We start from the raw sequence: 13248 nt of genomic DNA, 5'->3' as shown, positions 1-13248 counted from the left end.
GTCAATGCCTTTCAGTACATGTCATAGGCCAAATACCTGTTCTTCTTGTGTCCAGCCGTCTCACGCAAAGCCTTGAGGTCGCAAACGCTATTCAAGGCCGATCCGCCTTCGAGCATCCTGATCAACATGTTGAGATACACCGACTCACTGCCATGAAAGCCATCGATCGCCTCCAGGTCCGTGGAACCGGCGCGGCTGACGCTGCTGAAGTCGTAAAACTCGTGGCCGTATTCCTGAAGCACGGGCGCCAAGGCAGGTGCCAACTGCTCCAGGTACTGGAACTTGCCGCTGCCGAGCATGGCGCGGTAGGCAGTATCGGAAAACGGCGGCAGGAAGGCCACCACGCGAATGTTTTTCTTGCGGCAGAATTCGAGAAACGGCCTCAGTTGGCGCACCGCTTCAGGATTGATCCGGTCGCCATGACTGAACTTGGTGTCTCCCTTTTCGATCTTTTTCAGAGTGTTCCTGAACTGGTAGTCGTCGGCAGACTTGTCGCCGGCCACCAGCTTTTCGATCTGGCCGCCGTAATGCATGCTGCCGTCGTTCAGGAAACCGGTCTTGTTGGCGCAGGCGTTGAAGCCCACCTCGGTGAGCGGCGCCGCGCCGGCACCCTTGCCGCACACGGCCGTCCCCGTCGGCGGGACCTCGCCAAGCCGCAGCGACCCGTCGAAAACCTTCTTGTAGATCTTGTCCGAGGCGTTGAAGACGGATACGAAATCCATCTGCTCATACGTGGTGAAGTTGACCTTGGCCGATGCCGAGTCCAGGGAGTCGGCCTTTTTGTTGAACATCCACTGGTCAAGCCCCACGATCAGCGTCTTCGGGAGCCTGTCTTCAGGTAACGCGGAGACGAAGGCTAAAAAGTGGGGGATGGAGGTAATGGTATAGCCGGCGTTGTAAAACGTGGCGGGAGTGAACATCCTGTCCCGGAACTGGAGCACGCGCGACGACCCCAGGGCGACCACATCCCTGCGGGGGAGTGCGGACAGCGTTCTCAGCTTGAGATACTTGTAGGGGGACTCGTTGAACCGGAAACCGACCAGTTGAGGGGTCCCGCTCACCGCGCGCCCCACCATCTCGTCGACGTTGAAGCGGAACTCCCCGGTCCCGAGCAGCATCCAAAACGGAAGGGCCAGGTACAAGGCGTAGGGCGCTGCCAGCAGCGTTATTTTTATGAGCAGCCGTTTCATCGAAGCCTTTGCCTTAGAAGTTGAAGTAGATGAAGGTCCCCTGGGACTTCACACCGAGGAAGATCAGCGCGAGCACGAGCGCGTTGTAGCACCCCCACCGGAGCAGGGTGGAACCGTTCCACATCCTTTGTGCCCGCTCGTGACGCGACAGCCATCCCCCCAGCACCACCAGGGTGGCGGCAACAAAAACCAGGCGGGCGTCGCCCCTGTCGAAGCCATGCACGAGAAGCGAAGCGCCGCGGTGCCTCACGGAAAGGAACTTGAAGGTGCAGATGTACAGGGCGTCGCTCAGGGTGTTGACGCGGAAAAAGACCCAGGCGAAGCAGACCAGGTGGAAGGTGACCAGCATCTGCCAGTACTTCAGGTACGGGCTCTTCTGGATGCCGAACGCCTGGTAGATCTTCTTCTGGTACGGCTTATAGAAGACGGAGCAGGCCATGTAGAGCCCGTGCAGGCCGCCCCAGATCACGAAGCCCCAGCTCGCGCCGTGCCAGATCCCGGAGATGAGGAAGGCGGTGACCAGGGCCAGGGCGGTGCCCCAGGTTCTCCAGTCGCGCCACTGCATCTGCAGCGGCTTGAAGATGTAGTCGAGAATCCAGCGCGAGAAGCTGATGTGCCAGCGGCGCCAGAAGTCGGCCACCGAGGTGGCGAGGTAGGGGCTGTTGAAGTTCTGGGTCAGGCTGATGTTGAACAGCCGGGCAGTCCCCAGCGCCATGTCGGTATAGCCTGAGAAGTCCATGCAGATCTGGAAGGCGTAGGCGTAGGTGCCCAGGAGCAGTTGCAAGCCGCTGGCCGCGTGAACGTCGTTGTAGACGGCGTCGGCGTAGATGCCGAGCCGGTCCGCGAGGACCATCTTCTTGAACAGGCCCCAGGCGAAAAGCAGCATGCCGTAGCGCATGTTGTCGTAGTCGAAGCGGTAGGGCGTCTTCAGTTGCGGCAGCAGGTCGCCCGCCCGTTCGATCGGCCCCTGCAGCAGTTTCGGGAAGAAGGAGAGGTACAGGGCGAAGTACCCGAAATGGGGCTCGGGCTCCTCCACTTCATAATAGATGTCGATGAGATAGGAGATGGCCTGGAAGACGTAGTACGAGACGCCGATGGCCACCAGCGCCCGGACTGCCGGGACCTGGAACTCCAGGGAGAAGAGCTGGGTGACCCCTCTCAGGTTCTCCGAGAGAAAGGGGAGGTACTTCATGACCACCAGCACCAGGACGTTCGCCGCCACCCCGCCCCAAAGCAGGGCGCGCTTCGCCCCCGGTGCCTGCGCCCGGTGCAGCCATATCCCGAAGCAGTAGGTGCTCACCGCCACCAGCGCCAGTACCGCCGGCAGGTAGGGAACCTTGAGGGCGGCGTAGAAGCCGAAGCTTGCCGCCAGCAGCACGCCCCAGCGCGCCCGGTCGCCCGCCAGGTAGAACACGAGGTACACCGCCGGCAGGAAGAGAAAGTAATCCAGCGAGTTGAACGGCATCGAGCCTACTGCACTTTCGCGGTGATGCAGTTGAGCAGGTCGCCGATGTTCTTGAAGGTGAGTACTTCTTTGTGGGTAAACCGGATCCCGAAGGTAGCTTCCACAGCTACGATGAGGTTCACGTGGGACAGCGAATCCCAGCCATCGATGTCGTCGGCGGTCATCTCGGGAGCGATGCGGATGTCGTCATCGTCGAATACCTGGCAAAAAACCTCGTTCAGCCTCTCCTGCAATTCCATTTCAAATTCTCCTGTACACGATAGGGCGGCAACGCCAGCCCGAAGTTACATGTTTCCCGGCAGCGCCAGCAGGCGGGTGACGGCGGCGAGCATCGCCTCCACCTTGATGCTGTCGCGGCACTTGGCGTCCTTGTCGCAGTGGGCCCTGAGGCAGCCCGCGCAGTGCATCGGGGACTGCAGGGCGACATGGGCGTCGCCGCGCGGCGCGCTCCGCTTGGCCTGCGTGCCGCGGTAAAACGAGACCGTCGGCGTGCCGAGGACCGCGGCCATCTGCACCAGCCCGGCGTCCCCCCCGACCACGAGATCGACCTTCTTCAAGAGGGCCGCCATCCCCTTCAGGGAAAGGCGGTCCAGCACCCGGCACCCCTGGCCAATGGCGGAGGCGATGGAGAAGGCTGCCTGGCGCTCCGCCTCGTTCTCCCAGGGGAGCAGTATGGTGGCGTCGTGGAAGCGCTCCAGCACCTCCCGCCCCAATCCGGTCCACCCCTTTTCGCTCCAGGCCTCGGTCGGGTTTGCAGTGCCGTGGTGGAACAGGAAAACCAGCCCGTCCGCCAGCGTGGCGAGGAGCGCCTCTGCGTTGGCCTCGTCCTCGGGAGAGCTGACGAGGTGGCCGGGAAGCTCCATGGTGCGGAAGTCCTTGGCGAAGGGGATGCTGACCAGGCGCAGGAAGCGGTCGATGTTGTGATACTCCTGCCTGCGCACCGGGATGAGGCGCGTGTTGCACCAGGTGTTCAGCGGCTCCACGACGGCATCGCGCTCGAAACCGAGCCGGTCCGCGCAACCGGAGTACCGGGAGATCACCCCGCTGATCAGGTCCCCCTGCAGGTCGAAAACCAGGTCGTAGGCCCTCTCGCACAGGGTCTTGCGCAGGGCCGACACGCCGCGCCAGGTCTTCGCTGAGAAGCGATGCTTGCGCCACAGGGCCGCCGGGACCGGGTGCACCCGGCTTACCTGCGGGTGCCCCGCCAGCAGGTCCTCGAGGTTTTCCTCGACCACCCAGTCGACCTCGATGCCCGGCACCGCCTGGTGCAGGAAGTCGAGCACCGGCAGGGTCTGGATCACGTCGCCGAGGGAGGATGGTTTGATGATCAGTACGCGCATATTCGTTTCACTCACAGCAACGGTTCAAAGCCTGCTCCAGGGGACGCGAGTCCTCGAACTCCAGTTCCAACATGACGGCAAAGCAGCCGGAAAGCTTGTCGGCGTGGGGCAGCAACTTCACGGCGTCCTTCTGAGTGGTGAGGAGGACCGTGGAGCGGGATGCGGTCTTCAGCCGGAGGATGGCGGCAATCTCGGGCTCGCCGTAGCTCACATGGTCCGGGAAGGAGAGCGTGGTCACCGGCCTCACCCCGACCGCTTCCAGCCCGTCGAAGAAAGCGCCCGGGTTGGCTATCCCGGAAAAGGCCATGACGCGGGGACCCTGCGCCGCTTCGAAGCCGGCGGCGGGGCCGCCGCCGAGCGGGACTATGCCAGAAAGTCGATGCCTTGTCCAGCAGGTCGGCTTGCCGGGAACGGGGGCGGTCCTCCCCTTTGCTTCCGGCGTCCGGGTGCAGATGACCAGGTCCGCGCGGCCGGCCGCCGCCGGCGCCTCGCGCAGGAAACCGCCCGGCAGGGTGAGTCCGTTGTCGAAGGGGTTGGAGGCGTCCAGCAGCAGGAGGTTCAGGTCCCTTTTCAGCTTCAGGTGCTGGTAGCCGTCGTCCAGGATGAAGACGTCCGGGTTGAGCTTTTCCAGCGCATGCAGCCCCGCGCGGTAGCGGCTGGAGCCGATCACCACCATGAGTCCCGGCAGCATTCCCGCCAGTTGGCATGGCTCGTCGCCGGCCTCTGCGGGAGTGAGCAGGAGCTTCTCGCCGTCACAGACGATGCCGATCTCACCCTCGGCGCTGCCGCCATAGCCGCGTGACAGCACGCAGACCCGCTTGCCCCGGCTCATGAGGCGGCCGGCGAGCCAAGCGACCGTCGGGGTCTTGCCGGTGCCGCCCAGGACCAGGTTGCCCACCGAGATCACCGGGCGCGGCAGCCGGTGCGACGGGATGAGCCCGAGCCGGTACCCGAGCGCCCTCAGCCGCAGAATCGCCGCGTAGGGGCGCGAGGCGAGCCGCAGCAGGCCGAGCAGGGCCCGGTCGCCCGGGGCCGAGCGCTTCCCCGCCATCAGGTCGCGATAGTAGGTCTCCAGGTCAGCCACGTTTTCCTCCTCGCTCCAGCAGGGACGCCATCACGTCCAGATGGCGGCCGGTGGCGCCCGCGCTCTCCAGGAGGATGCCGGCGCCGCGGCGCCCGAGCTCTTCCCGCAGCGACGCATCCGCCGAGAGCCGCAGCAACTCGGCCTTCAGTCCCTCCAGGTCGGCGGGCTGCACCTCCGCGCCGCAATGTTTGACGAAGAGCGCGGCGATCTCGCGGAAGTTCTCCATGTGCGGTCCGAACAGCACCGGCACCTGGCAGGCGGCCGGCTCCAGCGGGTTGTGTCCGCCGGTCGCGACCAGGCTCCCGCCGACGAAGACGAGGTCCGAGGCGCGGTACAGTCCGGCCAGCTCCCCCACCGTGTCCAGCAGCAGGATGCCTCCCGCCGGCAAGGGGCCGGAGCCGTCCAGGGCGGAGCGGGACTGGAAGGGGAAGCCTTCCTTCCTGATCAGTTCGGCGACGCCGGGAGCGCGTTCCGGGTGGCGCGGCGCCAGGATCAGAAAGCTGTGCGGATCGCGCGCCAGGAGGTCGCGGTAGGCGGAGAGGACCTGCGCCTCCTCACCCTCGTGGGTGCTCGCCGCGGCGAACACGAAGCAGTCCGACGGGATCTGGTATTTCGCCTTGATCTCGGCCACCTGCTCAGGCTTCGCCTTGACCACCGGGATGTCGTACTTCAGGTTGCCGCCCACGTGCACCGCGGCGGACGGCGCCCCGATCGCCGCGATGCGCTCAGCGTCGACGGGGGTCTGCATGCAGAGCGCGGAGAGGCGCCGCAGCACCGGGCGGAAGAACCAGGACAGGCGCAGGTAGCGGCCGAAAGAGCGGTCCGAGATGCGGCCGTTGGCCAGGAGCACCGGGATGCCCATCTCTCGCGCGACGCCGATGAAGTTGGGCCAGATCTCGGTTTCCATGATGACGACGACTTCGGGCCGGATACTCTCCAGCACGGCGCGGACGGCGAAGGGGAAGTCGAAGGGGAAGTAGATGCAGAGGTCGGCCGCCTTGCTCTTTTGGGCCACGCTGCGACCGGTCTCGGTGACGTTGGAGATAACGATCTTCTTCCCGGGGAAGCGGGTGCGGATCCCTTTCAGGAGCGGCAGCGCGGCGTTGGTTTCGCCAACGGAGACCGCGTGCACCAGGATGGTGCCGTTCCCGCCGCCGATCAGGTTCAGCTCATCAGCGGGGATGCGGCCGAAGCGTTCCAGGAAGGCGGTACGGCGCCCCCGGGAGAGCGACCGGTAGGCGTGGTAGGGCACCAGTAGCGGCAGGACGAGCCACAGGAGCAGGTTGTAGATGATGTTGATCATTTCTATGCAAAGACCTCGTAGGGGCGAATCATTGCCCCCTTGGCGCGTGCGACCTCTCCTGCAAAGACGCCGGTCGGGCACCGGCGCCTGGGGAAATGCACCGGCACACAGCACCTGTAGGGGCGAATAATCATTCGCCCGCCTTTGGGCGCACCTGTTCTCTCCTGCAACGATGGCGACCGGGGCACCGGCGGCTGGGCAAATGATTATTTGCCCCTACAGCGGTTGCCGGAGGAGACGGCTTGGGACATTGCCAATGGCCTTAGGCCATCGCGGCGCTTCTTACAGAAGGTTGACCACGCGAGGGAACTCGAACAATGCCTGTAGGGGCGAATAATCATTCGCCCGCCTTTAGGCGCGCCTGCTCTCTCCTGCAGCGATGGCGACCGGGCACCGGCGGCCGGGCAAATGATTATGTGCCCCTACAGTGGTCGACGGAGGAGAGGGGTTGGGACATTGCCAAGCGCGGTTGCCGGAGGAGACGGGCGAAACGGCCATTCGCCTCACGCGGCCGACGGCGCGTTCTTCCAGCGCTTGTGCACCCAGTACCACTGATCGGGATGCGCCACCACGTACTCCTCGATGTAACGGTTCAGCCCGTTGGCGTCCTCGGCGGCGGCGACCTCGGGATCGCAGGCTTCGGAGAGCCGGTACTCCGGGTGGATGGTGATGATGCTCTTGTTCCCCTCGCGGTGGATGAAGGCGGGCAATAGTGGCGCGCCACTCTTCCTGGCAATCAGGGAGGGCATGCGCATGGTCCAGGCGGGACGGCCAAGAAAATCGGCGAGGATCCCCCACTCGGACTGCACCGCCTGGTCGATCAGGAGCCCGACCACCTCGCGCTTCTTAAGCGCGGAGAACATGGCCCTGAGCGCCCCGTCCTTGTAGATGAGCCCGTTGCCGTAGCTCTTACGGATCTGCTCGATCATCCGGTCCAGGTAGGGGTTGTCCTGGCGCCTGGCCACCACGGAGAGCTCGTGCTTGCGCACCCCGAAGGCGAGCGCCAAAAGCTCCCAGTTGCCGCTATGGGCGGTGATGAAGATGAGCCCTTTCCCCTTGGCGAAGGCGGCGTCGAAGTGCTCCGCCCCGCGAATCTCCACCGCGTCGATCAGCTCCTGCCCGCGCCCGCCGTAGATCTTGCAGACCTCGACGATGCAGCACCCCAGGTTCTCGAAGACGCCGCGCGCCAGCTGCCGCGCGCTCCCCCCCTGCCAGCCGGGCTGGCGCTCCAGGAAGGGGAGGCTCGCCTCGAAGTTGGCGATGGCGATCCTGCGCCTTTTGCCCAGCAGCGCAAAGGCGATACGCCCGAGCCCGCGCCCGGCGGCGAGCGCCAGAGCATCGGGCAACAACGCGACGGTGGAGGAGATGGCCAGGAAGAATCCGGTTTCAAGATACCAGCGCAGATGCTTCAGCATCAAAAAATCCCTCAACACCCCATCCTTCACGGCTACCATGGCAGCCCATCCAAAAGAAGGGGAATAAAAGTCTTGTGTACGCTTCCCCCTCCCCTTGCGGGAGGGGAGTGCCGAGATTACGCCCTGAACTGCATGCCGTGCAGGCGGCTGTAGATACCTTCCGCCTGGAGCAGGTCATCGTGGCTTCCCATCTCGGCCACCACGCCCTTCTCCAGCACCACGATCCGGTCGGCGTGGGTGATGGTGGAGAGGCGGTGGGCGATGACGAAGGTGGTGCGGTTCTGCATCAGGTTGTTGAGGGCCTTTTGCACCATCTGCTCGCTCTCGGTGTCGAGCGCGCTGGTCGCCTCGTCCAGGATCAGGATGGGCGCGTCCTTGAGTATCGCGCGGGCGATGCAGAGCCTCTGGCGCTGGCCGCCGGAAAGGCGCACGCCGCGGTCGCCGATGTTGGTCAGGTATCCCTCGGGGAGTTCCTGGATGAAGTCGTGGGCGAAGGCGGCCCGCGCCGCGGCCTCGACCTCGGCGTCGGTGGCCGCCATCCTGCCGTAGCGGATGTTGTTGGCGATGGTGTCGTTGAACAGGATCGTCTCCTGGTCGACCAGCGCGATCTGCTCCAGAAGGCTCTTCATGGTCCGCTCGCGGATGTCCACGCCGTCCATGAGCACCTGCCCCTCGGTGGGGTCATAGAAGCGGGTGATCAGCGAGACCAGGGTGGTCTTGCCGCCGCCGGAGGGACCGACCAGGGCGATCACCTCGCCGCGCTGCGCCTTCAGGTTCACCCCCTGCAGCACGTAGTCGTCCTCGTACTTGAAGCGCAGGTCGCGGAATTCCACCTCGCCGCGCGCCTTGCCCAGGTCGCGGGCACCGGGGGCGTCCACGATCTCCGGCTCTTCGTCCATGACCTCGAAGACCCGCTCGGCGGCACCCATGGAGCGCTGCAGGTTGTTGAAGGCGGTCAAGAGGCGCTTGATCGGGTTGAACACCAGCACCATGGCGGTGATGAAGGAGAAGAACTCCGAGGCGCTCTTGGTGCCGTGCATGACGTTGGAGCCGCCGACCCAGATCACCGCGGCGATGCCGAACGAGGTGATGAACTCCATGATCGGCGTGGAGAGCCCCTCGTACTTGATGTTCTTGCGGGTGAAGTGGTAGAAGTCGCGGTTGCGCGCCCGGAAGCGCTCGATCTCGCGGTCCTCCAGGCCAAAGGCCTTGACCACCTTGATGCCGGAATAGGTCTCCTGCAGGATGCTGGCGAGATCCCCCATCTTCTCCTGCCCCTGGCGCGCCACGCGCTTGATCCTCTTGCCGATCTTGCGGGCCGGGACCACGGTCAACGGGATCACCACGAAGGAGATCAGCGCGAGCTGCCAGTCGCGGTAGAAGATGACCCCTAAAAGGGCCACCGCGGAGAGGCCGTCGCGGAACAGGCCGGTGATCACCTGCCCCACCCCTTCCTGCATCATGCTCACGTCGGAGAGGACGCGCGACATGAGCGTCCCGGTCTCGTGGCGGTGGAAGTAGCCGATGCTGAGCCTCATGTTCTTCTCGTAGAGGTCGTTGCGCACGTCCTGTACCGCGAGCTGCCCGGCACTGCGGATGAAATAGTCGTTGGTGTAGCGGCACAGGCCGCGCAGCGCGTAGAGGACGACGATCCCCAGCGGCAAGAGGACGAAGATCGCGGTCTCCTTGCCGGAGAAGATCCTTCTCAGGACCGGCTCCACCAGGTAGGCCATGGCGCCGTCCATGCCCCCCACGCCGACCGAGCCGAGCGCGGCCAGCGCGATGCGCCACCCGTAGGGGCGGCTGTAGCTTAACAGGCGTTGAAATACGTTGGGTGTAACGGGTGCTGCACTGCTACTGCTCATTTCATCATCTCCAAGGCGAGTCGGGCCACACGGCCCAGGGCCCCGCCGTTACCAAGCTTCACTCTCATGGCCGCGAAATCCTCGCGCATCTGTGCCGCGTACCCCGGCCGGTTCAGCAGGGCGTCGATTTCGTCGGCGATAGGCTCAGGCTCCGCCTCGTGCTGCAGCAGTTCCTGGACCATCCGTTTTTCCGCGACGATGTTGCTGATGCCGATGTGCGGCACGTTGATCACCCTCTTGCCGATCTCGTAGGTGAGGGTGGACATCTTGTAGATGATCACGTGCGGCACCCCCACGAGGGCCAGCTCCATGACCACGGTACCCGACGCTGCGATGACCGCGTCGCAGCCGCTCATCACGTCGTGGTTTCTCCCGGCCACCACCTTCACCTCCAGGCGGGTGCCGGCCAGATACGGCGCCAGGTCCTCGTCCTTCAAGGAGGTGGCGCGCGGCAGCACGAACTGCAGGTCGGGCATGCGCTCCTTGAGGATTCGCGCCGACTCCAGGATGATGGGGAGGAGCTTCTGCAGCTCCGAGCGGCGGCTCCCCGGGAAGAGGCCGACGCAGCGCCGCTGCGGGTCGAGCCCCAGCGAGGCGAGCGCCTCGTCCCGCCTCATGGTCGGCTTGACCAGGTCCAAAAGGGGATGCCCCACGAAGGTGACCGGTACTCCCGCCTTCTGGTAGAAGGGGACCTCGAACGGGAAGAGCACCGCCATCATGTCGACTACGCGCCCGATACCGTGCACGCGGTGACTTCTCCAGGCCCAGACCTGCGGCGAGATGAAGTAGAGCACCTTGATGCCCGCCTTCTTGGCCACCTTGGCGAGCCGCAGGTTGAAGTCCGGGTAATCGATCAGGATCAAGAGGTCGGGGGGATCGGTGAGGAGTTTTCTCTTGAGGGTGGTGAAGCCGCGAACGATGGTCGGCAAGTGCGCCACCACCTCCACGAGCCCCATCACCGCCATCACGTTGGCATCGACCAGGGTCTCGACCCCGGCCTCGCGCATGCAGTTCCCCCCCATGCCGAAGAAGCGGGTCTCGGGGGACAGCGCGCGGATGGCGGTCGCGATCTGCGCGCCGTACATCTCGCCGGAAGCCTCCCCGGCGACGACCATCACTGATTGTTTCTTGTCTTGCAAAAGAACCTCTGAAAAACAGGTTGAGGTTGAGGTTAAGGTCGAGAAAAAGCGTCTTCCTTAACCTCAACCTCAACCTCAACCTGCTTCTTACCTTGCGACCCCGCGCTTGGAGCTCTCGATGAACTCGATGAAGTGATCCACCTCGGGGCACTTGGGAACGTCGGACTTCATCTTCTCGACTGCCTCCGCGAGCTTCAGTCCCGACATGGAGAGGAGCTTGTAGGCTTTCTTCAGGCTCGAGATGGTCTCGTCGGAGAAACCGCGGCGCTTAAGCCCGATCAGGTTCAGGCCGCGCAGCCGGCTTTCGGAACGGTCGCCGGTGATGATGGTGTACGGGGGAACGTCCATGGGGACGGAGGTCATCCCCCCCACCATGACGTGCGCGCCGATACGCATGAACTGGAGCACGGCGCACAGCCCGCCCAGGATGGCGTAGTCCTCGACGGTGACGTGCCCGGCGAGGGTCGCGGAGTTGGCCATGATCACGTTGTTGCCGATGTGGCAGTCGTGCGCCACATGGGAGTAGGCCATGAACAGGTTGCTGTCGCCGACGGTGGTCTCGCCGTCGCCGGTGACCGTGCCCAGGTGCAGGCTGGCGAACTCGCGGATGGTGTTGCCGTTGCCGATCTTCAGCCAGGTCTTCTCGCCGCGGTACTTGAGGTCCTGCGGCACGGCGCCCACGGAGGCCATGTGGAAGATGGTGTTCGCCTCGCCGATCTCGGTCCAGCCGTCGATGACCGCGTGCGGACCGATCTTGGTCCCCTTGCCGATGCTCACGTTTTCGCCGATGACGGCGTACGGGCCGATTTCGACACCCTCGGCGATCTTGGCGCCCGGGTGGATTATTGCGGTGCTGTGGATCATAGCTTTCTCCGTTTACTACTTGTCGCCCAGCGTTGCCTTCAGTTCCGCCTCGGTCATCAGGGTGTCGCCCACGTAGGCCTTGGCGGCGCAGCTCCATATGCCGCGCTTGCTGAACAGGGTCTCCACCTCGATCCTCAGGGTGTCGCCCGGCTTGACCGGTTTCCTGAAGCGTGCGTTGTCGATGGCCATGAAGTAGCTGACCTTCTCCTTGGCATCGGCCCCCATCGCGGTGTAGGCGAGGATGGCGGCGGACTGCGCCATCGCCTCGATGATGAGGACCCCCGGCATGACCGGGAAGCCCGGGAAGTGCCCCTGGAAGAAGGGCTCGTTCATGGTGACGTTCTTGATGGCCACCACGCGCTTGCCCGGCTCGAGTTCGAGGACCTTGTCGATCAGGAGAAACGGGTAACGGTGGGGCAGAATTTCCATAATCTGGACTATGTCGAGCATGCTGATTCTCTCCTCGCATCGGCCTCACGCCCCTTGGGCTTGAGCCGAAGTTATTTCATTTCAGTCGTTGTTGCTCTGCGCCAGCTTCTCTTCCAGCTCGGCCACCCGCTTCTCCAGCGCGGAGAGGGTCTTCCTGAACTCGGGAAGCTTGGGGACCAGGGTCGAGCTCTTCAACCACTCGCGGTGCGGCATGACCGGGGTGCCGGAAAGGACCTGGTTCGGCTCGACGTTCCCCGGCACGCCGGACTGCGCGCCGATCATGACGTTGTCGCCGATCTTGAGATGCCCGGCAACGCCCACCTGGCCGCCCAGGATGACGTGGTTGCCAAGCTGGGTGCTCCCCGAGATCCCCACCTGGGAGACGATCATGCAGTCTTCGCCGATCACGCAGTTGTGCGCGATCTGGACCAGGTTGTCGATCTTGGTGCCGCGCTTGATGCGGGTCACCTCGAGGGCGGCGCGGTCGATGACCGCGTTGGAACCGATCTCGACGTCGTCCTCGATGACCACGATGCCGATCTGCGGGATCTTGTACCAGGCGCTGCCGTCGGGGGCATAGCCGAAGCCGTCCGAGCCGACCACGGTGCCGTCGTGGATAGTGACCCGGTTGCCGATGCGGCAGCGCTCGCGGACACTGACGTTGGCGTAGAGGGTGACGTCGTCCCCCACGCTGGAGCCGGGGTAGAGCACCACGCCCGGGTACAGGGTCACGCGGTCGCCGACGGTGACGCCGGGGCCGACGCTGGCGCCGGGGTAGATGGTGACGTCTTTGCCGATCTTCGCCCCGGGAGCCACGAAGGCGCCGGGAAGCACGCCCAGCGGCGCGGCAGGCGCGGTGTAGAACAGGGTCAAAAGCTTCGCGAAGGCCAGGTAGGGGTTGGCGTGGAAGATGGCGTTCTTGCCGTGGGTGTTGCCGCCCATGCCCATGAGCACGGCCGAGGCGTTGGTGGTGGCGACCTTTGCGGCGTACTTGGGGTTGGCGAGGAAGGTGAGCTGCCCCTCTCCCGCGTCGTCCAGCGTGGCCAGCCCGCCGATCAGGATCTCGCCGTCCCCGGCGACCGTGCCGCCGAGGTATTCCGCAATCTCACGAAGTGTCTTTTTCATGGCAACGTCCTTGAAGACCGTTCTAGGTT

General features: G+C 64.5%; 12 protein-coding genes. All 12 read right to left on the bottom strand.

Going from position 1 to position 13248, the window contains the following annotated elements:
• Positions 1-11: 11 nt before the first annotated feature.
• Entirely contained in the window at positions 12-1190 is a 1179-nt protein-coding gene (locus tag KOL99_RS19430; RefSeq protein WP_216512132.1) for an SGNH/GDSL hydrolase family protein, read from the bottom strand.
• A gap of 13 nt (positions 1191-1203) precedes the next feature.
• A complete protein-coding gene (locus tag KOL99_RS19425; RefSeq protein ID WP_216512131.1) occupies positions 1204-2655 on the bottom strand; it encodes an MBOAT family O-acyltransferase in 1452 nt (483 codons plus the stop codon).
• Between the two features lie 5 nt (positions 2656-2660).
• Positions 2661-2894: an acyl carrier protein gene (locus KOL99_RS19420; RefSeq protein WP_216512130.1), complete on the bottom strand. Its 234-nt coding sequence runs from the start codon at positions 2892-2894 to the stop codon at positions 2661-2663.
• A 45-nt stretch (positions 2895-2939) separates the two neighbouring features.
• On the bottom strand, positions 2940-3995 hold the full coding sequence (waaC, locus tag KOL99_RS19415; RefSeq protein WP_216512129.1) for a lipopolysaccharide heptosyltransferase I: 1056 nt from the start codon (positions 3993-3995) through the stop codon (positions 2940-2942).
• Between the two features lie 7 nt (positions 3996-4002).
• Positions 4003-5046: a tetraacyldisaccharide 4'-kinase gene (lpxK, locus tag KOL99_RS19410; protein WP_236026475.1), complete on the bottom strand. Its 1044-nt coding sequence runs from the start codon at positions 5044-5046 to the stop codon at positions 4003-4005.
• Between the two features lie 25 nt (positions 5047-5071).
• Positions 5072-6382: a 3-deoxy-D-manno-octulosonic acid transferase gene (locus KOL99_RS19405; RefSeq protein WP_216512127.1), complete on the bottom strand. Its 1311-nt coding sequence runs from the start codon at positions 6380-6382 to the stop codon at positions 5072-5074.
• A gap of 503 nt (positions 6383-6885) precedes the next feature.
• Positions 6886-7797, bottom strand: a complete 912-nt coding sequence (locus KOL99_RS19400) for a lysophospholipid acyltransferase family protein (RefSeq protein WP_216512126.1) — start codon at positions 7795-7797, stop codon at positions 6886-6888.
• A gap of 116 nt (positions 7798-7913) precedes the next feature.
• Complete coding sequence (msbA, locus tag KOL99_RS19395; RefSeq protein WP_216512125.1) at positions 7914-9662, bottom strand: lipid A export permease/ATP-binding protein MsbA; 1749 nt, start codon at positions 9660-9662, stop codon at positions 7914-7916.
• Positions 9659-10777 carry a lipid-A-disaccharide synthase gene (gene lpxB, locus KOL99_RS19390; protein WP_216512198.1) on the bottom strand — a complete coding sequence of 373 codons (1119 nt, stop codon included), beginning with the start codon at positions 10775-10777 and terminating at the stop codon, positions 9659-9661. The genes msbA and lpxB overlap by 4 nt, the downstream gene beginning before the upstream one ends.
• 111 nt (positions 10778-10888) lie before the next feature.
• The gene (gene lpxA / locus KOL99_RS19385) at positions 10889-11665 is read right to left on the bottom strand and encodes an acyl-ACP--UDP-N-acetylglucosamine O-acyltransferase (protein WP_216512124.1); all 777 of its coding nucleotides are present in this window, start codon (positions 11663-11665) and stop codon (positions 10889-10891) included.
• 15 nt (positions 11666-11680) lie between these two features.
• Positions 11681-12115 (bottom strand): 3-hydroxyacyl-ACP dehydratase FabZ, encoded by a 435-nt coding sequence (gene fabZ, locus KOL99_RS19380; protein WP_216512123.1) that lies wholly within the window; start codon positions 12113-12115, stop codon positions 11681-11683.
• A gap of 60 nt (positions 12116-12175) precedes the next feature.
• Positions 12176-13219 (bottom strand): UDP-3-O-(3-hydroxymyristoyl)glucosamine N-acyltransferase, encoded by a 1044-nt coding sequence (lpxD, locus tag KOL99_RS19375; protein ID WP_216512122.1) that lies wholly within the window; start codon positions 13217-13219, stop codon positions 12176-12178.
• Positions 13220-13248: the final 29 nt, after the last annotated feature.

Origin of the sequence: Geomonas azotofigens (assembly GCF_018919395.1) — a bacterium.
GTDB classification, from domain to species: Bacteria; Desulfobacterota; Desulfuromonadia; order Geobacterales; family Geobacteraceae; genus Geomonas; species Geomonas azotofigens.
The sequence above is the reverse complement of the archived record's forward strand: the minus strand, read 5'-3'. Positions and strand labels throughout refer to the sequence as shown.